The sequence below is a fragment of the Bradyrhizobium sp. Rc2d genome, assembly GCF_900099855.1.
Classification (GTDB): domain Bacteria; phylum Pseudomonadota; class Alphaproteobacteria; order Rhizobiales; family Xanthobacteraceae; genus Bradyrhizobium.
Map to the genome: position 1 here is coordinate 1 of NZ_FNCU01000033.1, position 19,193 is coordinate 19,193.

Annotated in this window: 20 protein-coding genes; 10 read left to right on the plus strand and 10 right to left on the minus strand. The window is 63.9% G+C overall.

The features are described 5' to 3' along the window. The first annotated feature begins 173 nt into the window (after positions 1-173). A complete protein-coding gene (locus BLV07_RS31095) occupies positions 174-1,169 on the plus strand; it encodes an IS110 family RNA-guided transposase (protein ID WP_091892429.1) in 996 nt (331 codons plus the stop codon). 175 nt (positions 1,170-1,344) lie between these two features. Here the strand turns inward: BLV07_RS31095 and BLV07_RS31100 are convergent, their stop codons facing one another. Both BLV07_RS31100 and BLV07_RS31105 read right to left on the minus strand, forming a co-directional pair. Further along, positions 1,345-2,199: a DUF1499 domain-containing protein gene (locus tag BLV07_RS31100; RefSeq protein ID WP_091893582.1), complete on the minus strand. Its 855-nt coding sequence runs from the start codon at positions 2,197-2,199 to the stop codon at positions 1,345-1,347. A 262-nt stretch (positions 2,200-2,461) separates the two neighbouring features. After that, positions 2,462-4,090 (minus strand): fatty-acid--CoA ligase, encoded by a 1,629-nt coding sequence (locus tag BLV07_RS31105; RefSeq protein WP_091893584.1) that lies wholly within the window; start codon positions 4,088-4,090, stop codon positions 2,462-2,464. A 65-nt stretch (positions 4,091-4,155) separates the two neighbouring features. Between BLV07_RS31105 and BLV07_RS31110 the strand changes: the two genes are divergently transcribed. Then, entirely contained in the window at positions 4,156-5,241 is a 1,086-nt protein-coding gene (locus BLV07_RS31110; protein ID WP_091893586.1) for an extensin family protein, read from the plus strand. A gap of 36 nt (positions 5,242-5,277) precedes the next feature. Here BLV07_RS31110 and BLV07_RS31115 read toward each other — a convergent pair whose 3' ends face one another. Continuing rightward, on the minus strand, positions 5,278-5,964 hold the full coding sequence (locus BLV07_RS31115) for a L,D-transpeptidase (protein WP_091893588.1): 687 nt from the start codon (positions 5,962-5,964) through the stop codon (positions 5,278-5,280). A 336-nt stretch (positions 5,965-6,300) separates the two neighbouring features. On the opposite strand from BLV07_RS31115, the gene BLV07_RS31120 reads away from it, so the two are divergent. After that, positions 6,301-7,278 carry a magnesium transporter CorA family protein gene (locus tag BLV07_RS31120; protein ID WP_091893590.1) on the plus strand — a complete coding sequence of 326 codons (978 nt, stop codon included), beginning with the start codon at positions 6,301-6,303 and terminating at the stop codon, positions 7,276-7,278. A 206-nt stretch (positions 7,279-7,484) separates the two neighbouring features. Continuing rightward, the gene (locus BLV07_RS31125) at positions 7,485-7,703 is read left to right on the plus strand and encodes a hypothetical protein (RefSeq protein WP_091893592.1); all 219 of its coding nucleotides are present in this window, start codon (positions 7,485-7,487) and stop codon (positions 7,701-7,703) included. A 342-nt stretch (positions 7,704-8,045) separates the two neighbouring features. On the opposite strand, the gene BLV07_RS31130 is transcribed toward BLV07_RS31125, so the two are convergent. From BLV07_RS31130 to pdxH, 3 genes are all read right to left on the minus strand, one after another. Then, positions 8,046-8,429 carry a hypothetical protein gene (locus BLV07_RS31130; RefSeq protein ID WP_143035535.1) on the minus strand — a complete coding sequence of 128 codons (384 nt, stop codon included), beginning with the start codon at positions 8,427-8,429 and terminating at the stop codon, positions 8,046-8,048. A gap of 1,193 nt (positions 8,430-9,622) precedes the next feature. Continuing rightward, positions 9,623-10,375 (minus strand): SDR family NAD(P)-dependent oxidoreductase, encoded by a 753-nt coding sequence (locus tag BLV07_RS31140; RefSeq protein ID WP_091893736.1) that lies wholly within the window; start codon positions 10,373-10,375, stop codon positions 9,623-9,625. Between the two features lie 38 nt (positions 10,376-10,413). Beyond that, positions 10,414-11,055 carry a pyridoxamine 5'-phosphate oxidase gene (gene pdxH / locus BLV07_RS31145; RefSeq protein WP_091893596.1) on the minus strand — a complete coding sequence of 214 codons (642 nt, stop codon included), beginning with the start codon at positions 11,053-11,055 and terminating at the stop codon, positions 10,414-10,416. A 113-nt stretch (positions 11,056-11,168) separates the two neighbouring features. Between pdxH and BLV07_RS31150 the strand changes: the two genes are divergently transcribed. Beyond that, positions 11,169-11,576 carry an RT0821/Lpp0805 family surface protein gene (locus BLV07_RS31150; RefSeq protein ID WP_164934631.1) on the plus strand — a complete coding sequence of 136 codons (408 nt, stop codon included), beginning with the start codon at positions 11,169-11,171 and terminating at the stop codon, positions 11,574-11,576. 108 nt (positions 11,577-11,684) lie between these two features. Beyond that, the gene (locus tag BLV07_RS31155) at positions 11,685-12,650 is read left to right on the plus strand and encodes a DnaJ C-terminal domain-containing protein (RefSeq protein WP_091893598.1); all 966 of its coding nucleotides are present in this window, start codon (positions 11,685-11,687) and stop codon (positions 12,648-12,650) included. A gap of 322 nt (positions 12,651-12,972) precedes the next feature. On the opposite strand, the gene BLV07_RS31160 is transcribed toward BLV07_RS31155, so the two are convergent. Continuing rightward, entirely contained in the window at positions 12,973-13,743 is a 771-nt protein-coding gene (locus BLV07_RS31160) for an anti-sigma factor family protein (protein WP_091893601.1), read from the minus strand. A 103-nt stretch (positions 13,744-13,846) separates the two neighbouring features. After that, the gene (locus BLV07_RS31165) at positions 13,847-14,335 is read right to left on the minus strand and encodes a sigma-70 family RNA polymerase sigma factor (RefSeq protein ID WP_091893603.1); all 489 of its coding nucleotides are present in this window, start codon (positions 14,333-14,335) and stop codon (positions 13,847-13,849) included. 171 nt (positions 14,336-14,506) lie between these two features. On the opposite strand from BLV07_RS31165, the gene fabI reads away from it, so the two are divergent. The 4 genes from fabI to BLV07_RS31185 all read left to right on the plus strand — a co-directional run bounded on the left by fabI (position 14,507) and on the right by BLV07_RS31185 (position 18,500). Further along, positions 14,507-15,316 carry an enoyl-ACP reductase FabI gene (gene fabI / locus BLV07_RS31170; RefSeq protein WP_091893605.1) on the plus strand — a complete coding sequence of 270 codons (810 nt, stop codon included), beginning with the start codon at positions 14,507-14,509 and terminating at the stop codon, positions 15,314-15,316. 75 nt (positions 15,317-15,391) lie between these two features. Further along, positions 15,392-15,991, plus strand: a complete 600-nt coding sequence (locus BLV07_RS31175; RefSeq protein ID WP_091893609.1) for a histidine phosphatase family protein — start codon at positions 15,392-15,394, stop codon at positions 15,989-15,991. A 115-nt stretch (positions 15,992-16,106) separates the two neighbouring features. Next, a complete protein-coding gene (aroC, locus tag BLV07_RS31180; RefSeq protein ID WP_091893610.1) occupies positions 16,107-17,195 on the plus strand; it encodes a chorismate synthase in 1,089 nt (362 codons plus the stop codon). Positions 17,196-17,309: 114 nt separating this feature from the next. After that, entirely contained in the window at positions 17,310-18,500 is a 1,191-nt protein-coding gene (locus BLV07_RS31185) for an adenylate/guanylate cyclase domain-containing protein (RefSeq protein WP_091893612.1), read from the plus strand. Between the two features lie 3 nt (positions 18,501-18,503). Here BLV07_RS31185 and clpS read toward each other — a convergent pair whose 3' ends face one another. After that, positions 18,504-18,809 carry an ATP-dependent Clp protease adapter ClpS gene (gene clpS, locus BLV07_RS31190; RefSeq protein WP_091893614.1) on the minus strand — a complete coding sequence of 102 codons (306 nt, stop codon included), beginning with the start codon at positions 18,807-18,809 and terminating at the stop codon, positions 18,504-18,506. A 42-nt stretch (positions 18,810-18,851) separates the two neighbouring features. Then, positions 18,852-19,193 carry a DUF190 domain-containing protein gene (locus BLV07_RS31195; protein ID WP_091893616.1) on the minus strand — a complete coding sequence of 114 codons (342 nt, stop codon included), beginning with the start codon at positions 19,191-19,193 and terminating at the stop codon, positions 18,852-18,854.

Below are 19,193 nucleotides of genomic sequence, written 5' to 3' on the forward strand. Positions count from 1 at the left end.
TGCCAGGATGTGCGAACGGGCGGTTCTGACCAACCGCCCGTCGCTGGATCTGAGCCCGTCCGACCTCAAAGGCCTCGAGCCTGTCGGGGAGCGAGGGACAGATCCGGTGTCTTCCTCAACCCGAACAGTTGCAAGGGCTTGGAGCCCGAACCGAGCAAGGAAGGGAGTGGACGATGGCACAGAATGAGCTGATTGTCGTCGGTCTCGATGTGGCCAAGGACAAGGTGGATGCGTGCATTCGCTCGTTGTCGCTACGGCAGACGTTCCCAAGCACGCCAGAGGGACGGCGATCACTGATCCGCTGGCTTCGCAAGCACAAAGTCGGCAAGGCAGCCATGGAGGCTTCCGGCGGCTATGAGCGGGAGTGGGCCAAGGCGCTGCGCGAGGCTGGTATCGAAGCCCTGGTCGTGGACCCAAAGCGGGTGCGGAACTTCGCCAAATCGGCTGGACGACTCGCCAAGAACGATCCGATCGATGCGGCGATGATCGCCTGGTTCACCGAGACCTTCATCGAGGCAAGAGGCCAAACCTACGATGCGGCACGTGAGAAGCTGGCGCAGATCGTGACTGCGCGCCAGGCTCTGATCGACGCGCAGACCAGCTTGCAAAACAGGAGGGAGCATTCCACACCTGACGTCGTGCGGAAGATGCAGGATCGCCTGCGAAAGCAGATCGCCGCCGAAATTGCCAAGCTCGAAGCCGCGATCGCAGCATTGATCAAGGCCACGCCGCGATTTGCCGAGCTCGCCGAGATCATCGAGAGCGTGCCGGGTCTTGCCGGGAGCACGTCCGCCGGGCTCATCGGGTCGATGCCGGAACTCGGCCAGATGAGCAACAAAGTTGCTGCGGCGTTGCTGGGGGCTGCGCCCTACGATCACGACAGCGGCAAGCGTCGAGGCATCCGCCATATCCAGGGCGGGCGCCGCAAAGTCCGCAATCTCTTCTACATGGCGTGTATGGGAGCTGCGACACGGCACAACCCCGTGCTCAAGGCCTTCTACGATCGCCTGATCACCAAAGGCAAAGAGCCGAAGGTTGCGCTTACTGCCTGTATGCGCAAGCTGATCGTGATCCTCAACGTTATGATCGCGCGCGGTGAGAAATGGGACGCCAGTCGGTACGAAGTGAGCGACTCCGCTCGGCTTCCGCCGAGCGCATGCACGGCCTGAAGACCGGTGAGCGGACGGGGTCAAGGCCGTCAGCCGCCGGAGGCGGTGGCGCGCAAGCGCCAGCCTTGAGGCCGGCCGATCGCCGGGCTACTTCAACACAGTTGCTCCCCGCTGGGGAGAGGTGATCCGGAGCAAGCTGGCCGAGCTTAATCTCATCGTGCGCTAGACTAGCGCGTCACTTCTTCACCGTCTTTGCCGGCGCCTTTGGCGGCGCGACCGGCGTCTTCTTCACCGGCTTGAGCGCATCGGCATCGGCGGCGGTGTTGAGATCATCAATGAATTTCTTGACGCGGGCAGCGTTGCTGCCGAGGTCGCTCTCGAAATAGCGCGAGGCGGAGCGGATATCGACGCGGGAATCATCGCCATCAGGCACGACCCGGATCGAGATGTCCTCGCGGAACCCCATGATCGGCGTGCGCGCGACCGCCTCGATGCGGCCGATACGGCGCGGCGGCTGCGGCGCACGCTCGTCGATGACGAGCCATTTGCGCTTGTTGACGAGCTGGCGCGTGATCGCATAGGCGCGGTCAGCCGGGATCTCCAGCTCGATCGGCTCGATGTCGGGATAAAACTGGCGCTGCTGCTCGGCCGAATAGAGGCCGGCATAGACCGCGGTGTTGGTGCCATCGCCGGTGCGTATGGGCGCCAACGCGTCGAAGCGCGGCGGGTCGATCGGGTTGGTGGTGATGTCGTGGATCGCCGGCAGCTTGCGATATTGCAGGCCGAGATAGGCGGGATAGGCGAGGATCAGCGCATCGATCAGGAAAGCGAGCAGGATGCGCGCCATGCCGCGCGAGCCGTTCTGCCAGATCGCGGCAAAGCCGGCGAGCCCGAACAGGATCGACAGACCGGCGATCGCGAGCCCGCCGAAGAAGGCCATCAGCGCCGGTTTCATCTCCAGGAAGTCGAAGCGGACGATGATGATCGAGACCACCACCGCCACCACCGCGAACACGGCCAGATTACGCGCCCAGCTCGCGAGGCTGGACACGGGCTCCGACTGATAGGGAGCGGAAAACCTGCGGGCCATCGGGTGAGCTCTGCCGGGTGTTGCGGGCGGCGCCGGCCGATCTGGCGCGGCTATGAGGCGTTGAGACCACGGCCGGAGGGCAAATTCAAGGGTCGTTCACCCTCCCCGCGGGGAGGGTCGATCGCGCGAAGCGCGAGCGGGGTGGGGTGACGGCCTCTCAACTGAGGCGGTGCCCGTGTGGAGAAATCACCCCACCCCGTCTCACATTGCTCTTCGCTCCATGTGAGCCGACCCTCCCCCTCCAGGGGAGGGTGGCACCGCCTTACGCCGCCGCGTTTGGGAAGCGGTAATCCTTGAACTGGTCGCGCAACTCCGTCTTCAGGATCTTGCCCGTCGCGGTGTGCGGAATGCCCTCGACGAAGACGACGTCGTCGGGCATCCACCACTTGGCGATCTTGCCGTCCATGAACTTCAGGATGTCCTCGCGCGTGGCCTGCTGGCCCTGCTTGAGGTGCACGATCAGGAGCGGCCGCTCATCCCATTTCGGGTGGAACACGCCGATCACGGCGGCTTCGGCCACGGCCGGATGGCCGACCGCGAGGTTTTCGAGATCGATCGAGGAGATCCACTCGCCGCCGGACTTGATCACGTCCTTGGAGCGGTCGGTGATCCGCATGTAGCCGTCCTCGTCGATGGTCGAGACGTCGCCCGTGTCGAAGAAACCTTCCTCGTCGAGGATGTTGGCGTCGAGCCGGTAATAGGCCTTGGCGACGGCTGGGCCGGCGACCTTGAGGCGGCCGAAGGTCTTGCCGTCCCAGGGCAGCTCCTTGCCGGCATCGTCGGTGATCTTCATCTGCACCGCGAACGGCGCATAGCCCTGCATCTGGAGCACGTCGAGCCTGGCATCGCCGGTCGCGTTCTGGAACGGCGGCTTCAGCGCCGCGACGGTGCCGATCGGGCTCATCTCGGTCATCCCCCAGGCGTGGCGGACGTTCGAGCCCATGTCGAGGAAGGCCTTGATCATCGAGCGCGGCATCGCCGAGCCGCCGCAGATCACCATCTTCAGGTCGGGCAGCTTCAGATTGTTGGCGGCCATGTGCTGGAGCAGCATCAGCCACACCGTCGGCACGCCCGCAGTGTGCGTCACCTTCTCGGTCGAGAGCAGCTCGTAGACCGAGACGCCGTCGAGCTTGGCGCCGGGCATCACCAGCTTGGTGCCCTGCGAGGGCGCGGAGAAGGCGATGCCCCAGCTGTTGGCGTGGAACAGCGGCACCACCGGCAGCATGGTCTCGGAGGCGCTGGTGCCGAGCGCGTCGACATTGTTGGCCATCAGCGCGTGCAGCACGTTGGAGCGATGCGAATACAGCACACCCTTCGGGTCGCCCGTCGTGCCCGACGTGTAGCACATCGCGGCTGCCGTGTTCTCGTCAAAGTCCTTCCATTTGAATTTGCCGTCGGCCTGCGCAATCCAGTCCTCGTAGGCGACCACATTCTTCAGCGTGGTTTCCGGCAAATGCGCCTTGTCGGTGAGCACGACATAGCGCTCCACGCTCGGAAGTTTGTCGGCGATCTTCTCCAGGATCGGAACGAAGGTGATGTCGGTCATCACGATGCGGTCCTGCGCATGGTTGATGATCCAGGCGATCTGCTCGGGGAAAAGGCGGGGATTGACGGTATGGCAGATGGCGCCGATCCCCATGATGCCGTACCACACCTCGAGATGGCGCCAGGTGTTCCAGGCGATCGTTGCGACACGGTCGCCGAGCTTGATGCCGTCGCGCTCCAGCATCTGCGAGACCTTGAGCGCGCGCTGGTGGATCTCGGCGTAGTTGGTGCGATGGATCGGCCCCTCGACAGAGCGCGTGACCACCTCCTGCTTGCCATGAATCCTGGCGGCGTGTTCGATGATCCGGTGGCAGAGCAGGGGCCAATCTTGCATCAAACCGAGCATTCTGACGTTCCTTCGAGAAGTCGCTGGGCGCGTTATCGCTCTCAGCCTTGGACCAAACAATTGTGATGAGTTTTAGCCTGCCGGACTTTCGCCGCAAATGGTCTTGTCGCGGCTATATGTCCACCGGCGCGGCAATGGTTACCGCCGCGCTCGCGCTGTCGCTTGTGCTCGCCGAGAGGGCTGAGGCGCGGAAATATCCTGCGGCATGGGATATCTTCGGCCTTGGTACACCACGACCGCGCGCAGCCGTTCGTCACGCCAAGATTCCACTGCCAAAACCGCGCCCCGAAGAGGCCCCGAAGGCCTCGGACGAGGCCGCGCCGGAAGCTGAAGGCAAGCCATCCGAGGACAAGCCAAGTGCCGACAAGCCCGCCGAGGCCGCGCCGCCGCCCGAGAAGCAGGCCTCGGCCTGCCGGCTGGCGCTGACCGAGGAGATCGCGATCGCGCCGTCGATTCCGGATATCCGCGGCCCCGGCGCCTGCGGCGGTGAGGATCTGGTGCGGCTAGAGGCCATCGTGCTGCCGGACAAGCGCAAGGTGGCGGTCAAGCCGGCGGCGATCCTCCGCTGCACCATGGCGTCCGCGGTCGCCGATTGGGTGCGCAAGGACATGGTGCCGCTGGCTGCGAGCCTCGGCTCGACCATCAGCGACCTCGACAATTTCGACAGTTTCGAGTGCCGTGGCCGCAACCGCGTCGTCGGCGCGATGCTGTCCGAGCACGGCAAGGCCAACGCCCTCGACGTCCGCGCCATCAAGCTCGCCAACGGGCAGTCGATCGGCCTCACCGACCGCGCCATGTCGCGCGACGTGCGCGAGCGCGTGCTGCATTCGGTGTGCGCGCGCTTTTCCACCGTGCTCGGTCCGGGCTCGGACTGGTACCACGAGGACCACATCCACCTCGATTTGGCGCAGCGGCGCAATGACTACCGGATCTGCCAGTGGAACGTGTGGGATCCGCTGCCGCAGGTCGCCCCGCTGCTGCCGGCGGAGCGCCCCGAGGAGGCGCCGCCGCGCGAGATCGCGGCCAAGCCCGACGGCAAGGAGGACGCCGACGAAGGGGCGGCGGAGAACCCTCCTGCACCTGCGGACAAGCCGTCTGCTGATGGCAACAAAGCCCGGTCGCACAAGCCGGCAACAAAAAAGCGCCGGTAAGACCGGCGCTTTTGGATGTCAGAGATCGGAATGCGATCAGTAGCTGCCGGCTTGGCCGGTTTGGCTGCTGCCGAGCGCCAGCCGCGAATTATACGGCGAGTCGCCATGCTTCGGCTCGAGCACCACGACGATGGTGCCGACCTTGACGCGGTTGTAGAGGTCGATCGCGTCCTCGTTGGTCAGGCGGATGCAGCCCGACGAGATCGAGGCGCCGATATATTCCGGCTGGTTGGTGCCGTGGATGCGGAACAGCGTGTCCTTGCCGCCCGAGTAGAGGTACATGGCGCGGGAACCCATCGGATTGTCCGGACCCGGCGCGACATAGGTCGGCACGCCCAGGCGCGAAATCTCGCCCGGCGTCGGATGCCAGGCCGGCCACTCGGTCATGCTGCCAACCTTGGCAATGCCGGACCAGGCCATGGCCTCTTCGCCAACGGTGATGCCGTAGCGGATCGCCTTGCCGCCCTCCAGCACGTAATAGAGGTAGTGGTTGTCGGAATCGACCACGATCGAGCCCGGCGATTCCTTGCGGTGATACTCGACGATGGCGCGGCGGAACGGCTCTGCGACCGGGGTATTTTCATACCGGACCTTAGCGAGGAGTTCCTTATCCTTCGGCTTGAAGGCTTTGGTGTCGGTCGCCTCGAAATGCGTGGCCTGCATGCAGCCCGACAGCATCAGGCCAGCGGCCAAGATCCCCAATTTAACTTTCAGCGACGACATGGTTTGGTTCCAATCAAAACAATACCGTGCGGAAGGCCTGAGCTTAGCGCCCAAGTTCCTCGACTCCGTTAATCCCATTATCGTTGAAATCTGCCACAATTCCAGCACTGAAGCCCTTATCCCGCGCTGCAAGACCCCAGCTGTGGCTTTTCTGCAGCAAGTTTTGCGGCGCTGTGCGGATTTTGCGGCAGGGGGACTCCGAACTGTCGATTTCGCGCCACAGTTGAGCCGCGCCCCCGCCGCAAATACCAACGCTTCGTTAATCCGGTTGTCATCGTGAACTTGTCAGAATCGCGCTAAGGGCTGTCATTCTGTCGCAGGTGCTCTGGAGTCGTCATGTTTTCGGTGTTTGTTCCCTCCGAGGCCTCTCTCAAGAAGGCTGTCATCGAAGATCTCACCGCGCTGCCGGAGAGCGCGGTCTGGATCGACCTCGTCAACCCGAGCGCGGCCGAGGACAAGGCGGTGGAGCGGCTGGCGGGCATCGCCATCCCGACCCGGGAAGACATGCAGGAGATCGAGATCTCCAGCCGGCTCTATATCGAGAGCGGCGCGCGCTACATGACCGCGACGCTGATGTGCCACTCCGATACCGACATGCCCCGGACCACGGCAGTGACCTTCATCCTCGGCGACCACCGCCTGGTGACGGTGCGCTACGATTTGCCGAAGCCATTCGCCCTGGTCGAGGCCAAGCTCGGTCGCTCCTGCACGCCTTCCATCACCGGCGAGATGGTGCTGATGGAACTCCTGGACGCCGTGATCGACCGCTGCGCCGACATTCTGGAGCGCTGCGGCGCCGAGATCGATCAGGTCTCGCACGACATCTTCGAACCCGAGAGTGAGCGCCACGGCCACGCCAAGCAATATTCCCAGATCCTGATCTCGATCGGCCGCAAGGGCGATCTGACCTCGAAGGTTCGGGAGAGCCTGGTGTCGATCGGCCGCGTCGTGACCTTCTTGTCCGCAGTGGTGGAAGGCGTGAAATGGTCGAAGGACATGCGCGAGCAGCTCAAGACCATGCAGCGCGACGTGGGCTCGCTGACCGATCACGCATCCTACCTCTCCAACAAGATCACCTTCGTGCTCGACGCCATGCTCGGCGTCGTCAATCTCGAGCAGAACAACATCATCAAGCTGTTCTCGGTCATGGCTGTTGTCCTGATGCCGCCGACGCTGATCGCCTCGATCTACGGCATGAATTTCAAGGTGATGCCGGAACTCGAATGGATCCACGGCTATCCGATGGCGCTGGTGATGATGCTGGTGGCCGCAATCGTCCCGTACTGGATCTTCAAGTGGAAGAAGTGGCTCTGATCTCCCGCGCTCTCGGAAGATAGCTACCGAGACCTTACGCGGTTCGCAAAGACACGGTCGATCGTGTCGCAGAATAGAGCGGGATTGAGGCGCTGCCGTGATGTGTGCGCTGTGCCCCAATTCCTCCGGTAAAATTTGAGCGGTGGGCTGAACGTTTGCGCGAAACTTGTCTGCGATAAGCAGCGTGTTAGCCGCGAGGAACAGCCATGGTTGAAAAACACATAACGACGCCCCGCAACGTCATCGATCTGGCGAACTATCGTCAGGTCGTGACGAGCGGCAAGGCGCCGTCGTTGTCGGCACGCCTGTGCCGACACTGTGGTGCTCCGCTGCTCGACGGCGAAAACGACGACGACTGCTCGACTGCATTGAACGCCGCCGCCCCGCGGCTGCGCGAACGGTCGCGTCGGATTCGACTCGATTGAGGAACGGAAGGAAGGCGGGCGATCCAGGTCTTGCGGCGGCGTTGTCTGGATCGCCTTGCTTCCGTCTTTCGGCAAATCAGCTAGCGCTTCACGATCTGCGCCGTCGAGACAATGGTCTCGGCGATGGCGCCGTCGCGGTCGGACGAAGCGAAATGCTCTCCGACGTCGCGCAGCACACTCAAATTGGCAGGCGCCGATTGAGGGCGCTCTCACCGCAATTCGTGGACTGTCGCCGCAATTGCACCGCCTATTCTTCGCTTGGCAAAGCTTGATAAGCTGAAACCGAAACTGGGTGCCGAACTCTGCAAGCATTGCAATCGGCTTGCCATCGAATGCGTTCTGTCAAGGTTGGTCATCGCTCAGGACAATTTCTCCCTGATAGGCGGAGACCGACACCGAGATCCCGTATCTGCCCAATTCCGCAACAAGCGCGCGATCGAGACTTATCGACTTTGACAGCGGTCCGTCCATCACGATGCCGATATCCAGGTTCATCATTTCGACGTCTTCAGGATGCTGAAGCGCATATGCGAGCGCCGCTTTATTCTGGTCGATGAACTGCCGAATATGCAGCGATAGCTCTGATCTATTCGACGCGTCGGCGACGTCGTAGAACAGCAGGTCACGCCCGTCCCTCGAGACATCCTTGCGATAGAACGACGCGGCGAAATGCTGGGATATGGCATTCTCCAGATTGTGTCCTTCGACTTGCAAAACACAAAGCATTGGATGCTCCTACATGAGTGGCACGGGGAAAGGCATGATCCGTCCTCCACCGCCTCCCGGTATACTCGGCCGCGGGCCCATGGGCAGGGGAATTATGGGAGGTGGCGAGAATTTGAATCCACGATCACGTCCTCGAAGCATTTGCTTCGTTAGAGACGACTGGTCTCATCAGAACTAAGTTCGATTATGGAGGTTGTAAACAAGAAAACATGCAACGCTGAAATTTTGCGCTGAATTGAGCGTGTCTAGAAATGGTCACGTTTGTCCGTCCTGCAAAACACCGCGACGAGAACAACCGCTGTCAAGAGTCAAGAGGCTGGCGCAAATATATTCCACTTTACCGAAATTCGGATTTGTCGTATGTGTCGCCCATCCCGGCTCATCCTTGAGGGGCGATCGTGTGGTCGTCATGTTTCGCGAGCTGGGCTTGCGGTGGACGCAGCAGCGTCGGGCGCGAACAGCCAGGGCAGGGCGGATTGCTCTCCGTGAGCCCAGGGCTTCGTGCGGACGGACGGCGCTGTCAGGTTTGTCTCGCCTGTAAGTTTCCGGCTCCGTCGACAGGGCTGGGAAAACTGCGGCGAAATGGCGGGCCGTGCGTACGGCAAAACCGTGTGGTCCTGGCCGTCGTTGCTACGGTCAAGCTCTTGCGGATGCGGCATCTGCGTCAACCGGCGCGGTGCCGGCGACTTTCGCAAGCGTGAGGGAGGCCAGAAGGAACTCGGCTCCCGGGAGAGCTCGGCATACGCCGTCCGACCATCGCGCAGGGAAGGCCGAGTGATTGGCTACACCTGTATGCTGCTGTGCGGTTCTTCCTGCGTGTGCTTTTCGCGCAGCGGACCGCGGGTGCCAGGTCAGCACCCGGCCTTCCCTGCGCCCTCTTGGCTTCGAGGGTGGAGAGATCAAGCAAAGCTCGGGCGAAAGACGCCGCGAGAATGCGAAGCCGTGTCTGCAGCCACAAACTCGCTGTCATCGCGCGGCTTGACCGGGCGATCCAGTACGCCGAAGCGGCAGTGACTGAATCGAGAGGCCGCGGCGTACTGGATTCCCCGCTTTCGCGGGGAATGACAGCGTCAAGAACCAAGCTGTCACTCCATACTCCGTCATTGCGAGGAGCCCTTGCGACGAAGCAATCCAGAATCACTCCACGGAAAGACTCTGGATTGCTTCGCTGCGCTCGCAATGACGAGAAGGGACTACACGTGCTGGCCGCCGTTGATGTGGATCTCGGCGCCGTTGACGTAGGAACTGGTGTCCGTGCACAGCACATAGATGATCTTGGCAACCTCGTCGGGCGTGCCGAGGCGATGCATCGGGATCTGCTGCTCGACGATCTTCTCGGTGCCGGGCGACAGGATCGAGGTGTCGATCTCGCCCGGCGCGATCGCGTTGACGCGCACGCCGATGCGGCCGAAGTCGGAAGCCATCTCGCGCGTCAGAGACGCGAGCGCGGCCTTGGACGTCGCGTAGGCGGCGCCCGCGAAGGGATGCACGCGCGAGCCCGCGATCGAGGTGACGTTCACGACCGATCCCCTGGCCGCCTTCAGCTCTTCGATCAGTCCGCGCGCCATCATGATCGGCGCGAAGAAGTTGACGTTGAAGACGTGCGTCCAGGTGTCAAGGTCGGTGTCGACCGAGCCGAGCCGCGCGCCGCCCACGCCCTTCGGCGAGATCGCGGCGTTGTTGACCAGCGCATGCAGCGTGCCGCCCTCGAGCCGGCGGCGGATCTCGGTGATCGCGCGCGCCGTATCCTCGGGATCGCCGAGGTCGACCTGGATATGGTCCTCGGGGCCGGCGTCCCACGGGCAGTCCTCCGGGAAAGGATGCCGTGAGCAGGTGATGACGCGCCAGCCGGCCGAGGAGAAACGGATCACGGTGGCATGGCCGATGCCGCGGCTGGCCCCGGTCAGGAGCAGCGTACGACGCGGCACATTGGACGAATGCGGCATGGACATCTTTCAGGTCGGCCCAAAGCTAAAGACAAGGCTCAAGGATACATCCGCGTCTTGGACCATTTCTGGCCGGCCGCGTCACGGCGAAATTCGATGCGGTCGTGCAGGCGGAATGGGCGGTCGTGCCAGAACTCGATGCGCACCGGCGCGATGCGCCAGCCGCTCCAGCCCGGCGGCCGTGGCACCTCGCCGATGACGTATTTGGCCGCGACTTTCGCGATGGCCTGCTCGAAGGCGAAGCGGCTCTCCAGCGCCTCGGATTGCTTGCTCGCCCAGGCGCCGATCTGGGCCTGCTTGGGGCGGGTGGCGAAATAGGCATCGGCCTCGGCGTCGGTCACCGGCGTCACGTTGCCGCGGATGCGGACCTGCCGGCGCAGCGACTTCCAGTGAAAAAGTAATGCTGCCTTAGGATTTGCGGCGAGTTCGCGGCCCTTCTGGCTGGCGATGTGGCTGTAGAAGACGAAACCCTCGGTATCGAAGCCCTTCATCAGCACCATGCGCACGTCGGGAAGCCCGTCGGGGTCGACGGTCGCGAGCGCCATTGCGTTCGGATCGTTCGGCTCGCTCTTGATCGCCTCGTTGAGCCAGGACTCGAACAACGCAAATGGCTCGTCGGCGGCGGTGAAATCACCGGATGTTAAGGGTGTCTGGTGTTTCATCGAGGTCGTGTCGGTCATGTCTGGAGTCCGAGTTGCGTCCCGCGGCCCAAAACGCGCTATTGTCCGCTACCGCCCTATATAGGGCATGGGGACGCGTTGGCCTATCGGTGATCCGTCCGTCCGGCTTCGTCATGACGATGATTCTAATCGGGCTTGGTGCCGGCGGTTGCAGCTTTTCGCGCAACGACAGCAGTGCCTATGCCAAGGCCGACGACAGCGACCTGACCGGATCGATCGCGCGGCCGGCGAAGGACGCCCCGCCGACCGAGACCGATCTCGCCTTCGCCCGCAACGCCGCCTCCGACGTCCTCAGCAAGGGCGACAAGGATTCCAGCCAGCACTGGGAGAATCCGGAGACCGGGGCGCGCGGCTCGGTCACCCCGATCGCACAGTCCTATGCCGCGGAAGACGGCCGCAAGTGCCGCGACTTCCTGGCGAGCTACGTCAACGGCAATACCGAAAGCTGGCTCCAGGGCGCCGGCTGCCAAAGCAGCCGTGGCCGTTGGGAGATTCATACGCTAAAGCCGTGGCGGAGCTAGGATCCGGCGCGGGCCCTAGTTGCAAAAATGCCACTCTCTCCCCACATGATCCGCAGGTGGGGCGGGGAGCCCTTTGAACAATTCGATTCCGTGAAGGAGACGTGACGGATGCGCGACCCCTATGAGGTCTTGGGGGTGCCGCGGAGCGCCAACGCTGCCGCCATCAAGAGCGCCTATCGCAAGCTTGCCAAGAAGCATCATCCCGACAGCAACAAGGGTGACCCGAAGGCTGCCGAGCGCTTCGCCGAGATCAACTCGGCCAACGAGATTCTCGGCGACGAGGACAAGCGCAAGCAGTTCGACCGCGGCGAGATCGACGCCGAGGGCAAGCCGCGCTTCCAGGGCTTTCCGGGGGGCGGCGGGCCGCGCGGGCGCGCGGGCCCCGGCGGGTTCGAGAGCTATACGTTCCGGAGCGGCGGCGCGGGTGGCAGCCCGGGCGGCGGCGCGTTCGAGGATATCCTCAACAGCATGTTCGGCGGTGGGATGCGGGGTGCGCGGCCCGGGGCCGGGGGCGGCGCCCAGTTCGACTTCGACACCGGCGGGATCGGGCTCGATCTCGACGTGAACGTTGCCATGTCCGTCTCTCTGGAAGAGGCGGTCAAGGGCGGCGAGAAGCGCGTCCGGCTGCCCACGGGCAAGGAGCTGAACGTCAAGATTCCGGCCGGCGTCACCGAGGGCCAGCAGATCCGGCTGAGGGGCCAGGGCGAGAGCGCGCAGGGCCATCCGCCCGGCGATCTCCTGATCACCATCAACATCGCGCCCCACCCCCACTTCAAGGTCGAGGGCACGGACTTGCGGATCGACCTGCCGGTCACGCTCTATGAGGCGGTGCTCGGCGGCAAGGTCCGCGTCCCCACCCTCGGCAATGCCGTGGAGCTCTCGGTCCCGAAAAACACCTCCAGCGGCCGGACCTTCCGCCTCAAGGGCAAGGGACTGCCAAAGGCCGGTGGAACCGGAGACCTCTTCGTCGTCATCAGGATTATGCTACCGGACGGGAACGATGCCGAGCTTGAGACATTGATGGAAAAGTGGCGGGACCAACATCCCTACAATCCGCGTAGCGGGCTCGGCTAGGGCGCTATCCGAGGCCGCCTCGACGATCGGAGCATTCTCTTCCTGAAAGGATGATGCTCAACATACGCCTGAAGCGCGGTCGCGCTTCAACGCTGACGTTTGAGGCGTGTCGGCTGTCCGGCGGGGCCGCCGATAAAAAGGTGCGGCCTCGAGAGGGGGACCAGCGCGGTACCAAAAACCCCAATCGAGGCCGCCTGCGTCGATCGGCGGATCGAACGCTGCTCATTTTCGCGTGATCATCCGGTGCGATTCTGAGACGCGCCGATGTCCTGATTCCAAATTTTCGATGTCGGAATCGAGGCATCGCGATAGCGCGGGTTGTCTAGCTACCGTGCTTCTCTGCCTGGTCGTAAACGGCCTGCGCCACCTTGGTCAGCCGGTCGCGGTCGGCGCCGCCACTGACGACGTAGCCGACACCGCGCTCGGCCCAGAACAGCGCCCCGTCCTTATCCGTTTTGGCGTAGCGCATCTGCGTCGCCCCGTTCTCGGTCTTGGCGGTGTAGATCGTGTACCGCTCGCCCGAGGCGCCCTCATACATCAGGAACGACGCCGGACCTTTCGGCCCCGGCAAGAGCCGGCCGCCGACGAGCTTCAGCCCGCTCGCCTCCAGGTTCGGCGCGAACACGGTCCAGCCGCAGCGCCGGGTCAGCCAGGCCTGGAGATGGTCACGCTCGTTGCCGCCGACCTCGACGGGGTGGCGGACCTCGACGACGTAGAGGCGGTGGGCGTCGAGCGCGTCCGCCGTAAAACTCTGGAAGGTCGAGGGCGCGTTGGCGGCGCCATGCGCGATCCAACCGGCCGTGCCGCCCGCGACGAAAGCAACCAGCACAGCCGCGGCGGCGCCATAGAGCCATTGCCGGGGTCGGCGCTCCAGCCGCTCGAGCTCCAGCCGTGCCGGCACCGGCTCCTGGGCGACGGAGTCGTAGCGGGCGTGCAGCATGTCGGCCATGGCGCGCCAGGACTGCACACGCTCGGCCTCGTCAGGATGGGCGGCAAGCCAGGCCTCGACGTCGGCGCGACGTTCGGCCGGCAGCTCGCCGTCGACATAGGCGTGCAGCTCGTCTTCGGTGATCGGAATGTTGCGGTCGTTCATATCGGTCGTCTCTGGCTCTGCGGCCCAAAATGTCCTTCGTGGCTCAACGTCGTTCGCTCAATCTGCGTGTGGGCGGACAACACGCGATGCATCAGCCCTGCCATCATTTCACCCGCCTGAGCGCCGGTCGCGCGCCCTCGAGCGAGGCTTTGACGTGGGCGCGGGCGCGCGCCAGGCGCGACATCACGGTGCCGATCGGCACGCCCTGAATGTCGGCGACCTCGCGATAGCTCATGCCCTCCAGCATCACCAGCAGCAGCACCGAACGTTGCTCCTCGACCAGCGTCGCCAGCGCCTTCTCGATGTCGCGCCCTTCGGCCTCGGTCCCGCTGGCATCCGGGTTGTTCTCCGTCAGCGGCATGAATTGCGGCCGCCTGGCCAGTGAGCGCCGCCGGTTCTTGTTGAGGTTGGTCAGGATCGTGTAGAGCCAGCTCCTGACGTCGCCCCCGAGGAACAGACGCTCCGAACGCAGCGCGCGTACCAACGTATCCTGTACCAGATCGTCGGCCGCATCCGCATCGCGCGTGAGCGCGCGGGCATAGCGGCGCAACGCCGGGATCATGGTTTCCACACTCTGGCGAAACGCATTCATTGCGGTTTTCACGTCCCGGTGTTCGGCGCGAGCGCCACAACGATCATAACACCCGAATGAAACGGCTATTCCGGCGCTCGAAACAGCGTTAACGCCGCGTATTAGGACTGTACCGCGAAGGAGGGCTGGTGTACCTCCAGACCTTAACCCGCTCGATGGGACGTTGAAAAAATGGCGCAGAATTCAGGTCTGATGCAGGGCAAACGGGGCGTGATCCTCGGCGTTGCCAACAACCGATCGATCGCCTGGGGCATCGCCAAGGCATGCCGCGCGGCCGGTGCCGAGCTCGCCTTCACCTATCAGGGCGATGCGCTGAAGAAGCGCGTCGAGCCGCTTGCCGCGGAGGTCGGCGGGCTCGTGCTCGGCCATTGCGACGTCACGGACGCTGCCACCATCGACGCCGCCTTCGCGGTGCTGAGGGAGAAGTGGGGCAAGATCGACTTCCTGGTGCACGCGATCGCCTATGGCGAGCAGCTCGACGGCCGCTACGTCGACACCACGCAGGAGAATTTTTCGAAGTCGATGCTGATCTCCTGCTACTCGTTCACCGCGGTGGCGCAGCGCGCCGAGAAGCTGATGACGGACGGCGGCTCACTCATCACGCTCAGCTATTACGGCGCCGAGAAGTGGATGCCGCACTACAACGTCATGGGCGTGGCGAAAGCCGCGCTGGAAGCCAGCGTGCGCTATCTCGCCGCCGATCTCGGCGAGAAGAACATCCGCGTCAACGCGATCTCGGCAGGTCCGATCAAGACGCTCGCCGCCTCGGGCATCGGCGATTTCCGCTATATCCTGAAGTGGAACGAATACAACGCGCCGATGCGGCGCAACGTGTCGGCAGAGGATGTCGGCGGCAGCGCGCTGTATTTCCTCTCCGACTTGTCGCGCGGCGTGACCGGCGAGGTGCACCACGTCGATTCCGGCTATCACGTGCTCGGCATGAAGCGCCCGGACGCGCCGGATATCTCACTCGGCGGGTAGAGCATGATCCGGAAAAGTGGGAACCGGTTTTCCGATAAGATCATGCTCAAACAAGAGTACTAGCCTTCGAACCGCATGCCCGTGCCCACGATTTACTTCCTGCGCCACGGCGAGACCGAGTGGAACGCGCTCGGGCGGCTCCAGGGAGCCCTGGACATTCCGCTGAATGCACGCGGCCGCGGGCAGGCCGTGCATGCGGCCGGCGTTCTGGCCGATCTTTTCAGGCGCGACGGCAAGGACAAGGCGGCGCTGCCCTATGTATCGAGCCCGCTCGGGCGTGCGCGCCAGACCATGGAACTGGTGCGCCGCAAGCTTGAACTGCCGCTTGTCGATTATTCGCTCGACGACCGCCTGCGGGAGATCGGCTACGGCACCTGGGAGGGGCTGACACTGGCCGAAAGCGAGGCCTCCGATCCCGAGGTCTATGCAAGGCGCCTCGCCGACAAATGGACGGTCGCGCCAATCGGCGGCGAGACCTATGCGGCCGTGCAGCTGCGCATGCTCGATTGGTACGAGTCGCTTCTGGTCGATACCGTCGCGGTCGCCCATGGCGGCACCTGCCGGGCCCTGATGGTGGCTTTGGGCATTGAGACCCCCGCCGGTGCCGCCGAGCTCTATATCGAGCAAGGCGCCGTCTACGTGTTCCGCGGTGGCCGGCTGGAGAAGTTTAGTTAGCCTGGAACGCGGTCATTCCGGGTTCGATGCTTCGCATCGCCCGGAATGACCGAGTGTTTGACCCGGGTGTTCCCCCGCGTTACCACCACAAGTCAGAACTGACGAGTAGAGACGGATGTCCTTCAACACCTTCGGCCACATGTTCCGCGTCACCACCTTCGGCGAGAGCCACGGCGTGGCGATCGGCTGCGTGGTCGACGGCTGTCCGCCCATGATCCCGCTCACCGAGGCCGACATTCAGGGTGATCTCGACCGCCGCCGGCCCGGCCAGTCGCGCTTCACCACCCAGCGCCAGGAGCCGGACCAGGTGAAAATCCTGTCCGGCGTGATGGCGCATCCGGAGACCGGCGTGCAGGTGACGACGGGCACCCCGATCGGGCTCCTGATCGAGAACACCGACCAGCGCTCCAAGGACTATTCCGAGATCAAGGACAAGTTTCGCCCCGGTCATGCCGACTTCACCTATGAGGCGAAGTACGGCCTGCGCGACTATCGCGGCGGCGGGCGCTCCTCGGCGCGCGAGACCGCCACGCGCGTTGCCGCCGGCGCGATCGCGCGAAAAGTGCTGCCCGACGTCAAGGTGCGGGGCGCACTGGTGCAGATCGGCCCGCACAAGATCGACCGCTCCAAATGGGACTGGGACGAGATCGGGAAAAATCCATTCTTCTGTCCCGACAAGGACAAAGCTGCGTTCTTCGAGAGCTATCTCGACGGCATCCGCAAGAGCGGCTCCTCGATCGGTGCGGTGATCGAAATCGTCGCCGAGGGCGTGCCGGCGGGCCTTGGTGCGCCGATCTACGCCAAGCTCGACTCCGATCTGGCGGCCGCGATGATGACCATCAATGCCGTGAAGGGCGTCGAGATCGGCGCCGGGTTTGGCGCGGCCGAATTGACCGGCGAAGAGAACGCCGACGAGATGCGCACCGGCAATGACGGCACGCGCTTTCTCTCCAATCATGCCGGTGGCGTTCTGGGCGGCATCTCCACCGGACAGCCGGTGGTGGTGCGTTTCGCGGTGAAGCCGACTTCATCGATCCTCCAGCCGCGCCGCACTGTCGATCGCAAGGGCACTGATACCGAGATCGTCACGAAGGGCCGCCATGACCCCTGCGTCGGCATCCGTGCCGTCCCCGTCGGTGAGGCCATGATGGCCTGCGTGCTGGCCGATCACTTCCTGCGCGATCGCGGGCAGGTGGGACGCTAGTTTTTTCACCTCTCCCGTGGGGAGAGGTGAGCACACCGCGGATAACGCGCCCTGTCGCGGTACTAGCCCACCGCGCAGCTTGACGGGCCCACAACTTCGTCCGCAAATGTGGACATGAACAGCTCCGAGCTTCAGCGCATCTGCAACTGGCTGATCGGCGGTGCCTGGTCGTCGCTAGAGCCGGCCGAGATGATCGCCGATTTCTGCGAACGTCTGGTCGCGGCCGGCCTGCCGCTGTGGCGGTTCGGCATCTTCATCCGCACTCTGCATCCGGAAATCTTCGGCCGCAACTTCATCTGGCGGCAGGGTGGGGAGGTCGAAATCGGCAGCGTCGATTTCGAGATCCTGGAGACGCCCGAATTCGCCCGCAGCCCGCTCCGCATCGTGTTCGAGCAGGGGGTGGAGGTCAGGGGACGCACGAGCGATCCCGACAGCAAGCGATTTCCGTTCCTCGAGGACATGCGCGCCGAAGGCGCGACCGACTATATTGCGATGCCGGTGCCGTTTCTCGATGGCTCCATCCACGCGACGAGCTGGATCACGCAGCATCCCGGCGGCTTCAGCGACGACGACATCGCGGCGATCCGAAGCATCATAGCGCCGCTCGCGCGCGTCAGCGAGATCATCAGCCTGCGCCGCACCGCCGAGATGCTGCTCGACACCTATGTCGGCAACCGCGCCGGCGCACGCATTCTCGGCGGCCAGATCCGCCGTGGCCACACCGACACCATGCAGGCGGTGATCTGGCTCTCGGACCTCCGCGGCTTCACTGCGCTGTCGGACCGGCTGCCGGCCGAGACGGTGGTCGCAATCCTCAACCATTATTTCGACTGCCAGGTCACCGCGATCCGGGGCCATGGCGGCGAGGTGCTGAAATTCATGGGCGACGGCCTGCTCGCAGTGTTTCCGATCGACGAATATGTCGGCGATGCCGCCCATGTCTGCGCGCGCGTGCTGGAGGCGGCGCGTGAATCGCGCGCCAGCGTGGAGCAGCTCGCGTTTCCGGTCGGCGATGTCGTCGAGCGCTTCCGCTTTGGCGTCGCGCTGCACATCGGCAACATCCTCTACGGCAATATCGGTGGCGGCAACCGGCTGGACTTCACCTGCATCGGCCCCGCCGTCAATCTCGCGGCCCGGCTGGAGAAGATCACGGGGCGGCTGGGGCGGACCGTTGTGGCCTCGGAAGGTTTTGCCAATGTCTGCCACCACGATTGGCACGAGCTCGGCGAATTTCCGATCGCAGGATTTTCCAAGGCACAGCGCGTGTACGGGCTGGCCGAAGAAACGCACGCGCTGGTGGGCTGAGCTTTATTCCTCCGGCTCCGTCGTGAACAGCAGCGGGTAGCCCTTGGCGCGGCCGGCATCGGTGGCACGCGTCGCCTTGGTCTCGGCGACGTCCTTGGTGAACACGGCGACGACGCAGGTGCCCAGCTTGTGCGCGGTGATCATCACCTTGTAGGCCTGATCCTCCGTCATGCGGAATTCGGCCTTGAGCACCATGGTGACGAATTCGCGCGGCGTGTAATCATCGTTGATCAGGATGACCTTGTGCAGCCGCGGCCGCTCGACCTTGGTCTTCGTCCTGGTTTTCGGTGTGGTAACAGTATCGTTCATTCCGCCTCCCGGACACGGCGGCTCGGGTTCCTGCTGGCGCGATCAGCTCGCGGCCTTCGCACCATATTGTAGGACCTGCACCTTCTCCAAGGTGATCAGGCCGCTCGACATCATGCCATCCAGGATGGGCAGGAATGCGTTGATGTTGTCCTCGCTGTCGACGATCTCGATCAGCAGCGGCAGGTCTTCCGAAAGTCGCAGGATCTTCGAAGTGTGCAGCCGGCTCGATTTGCCGAAGCCCATCGGACCGCGCAGCACGGTGGCGCCGGCGAGGTGCCGCTCGCGCGCGGTCATCACGATCGCTTCATAGAGCGGCTTGCCGTCGAAATGGTCGCTCTCGCCGATGAAGATCCGGAGCAAAACGGCCTGAGCGGGGATTTGCAT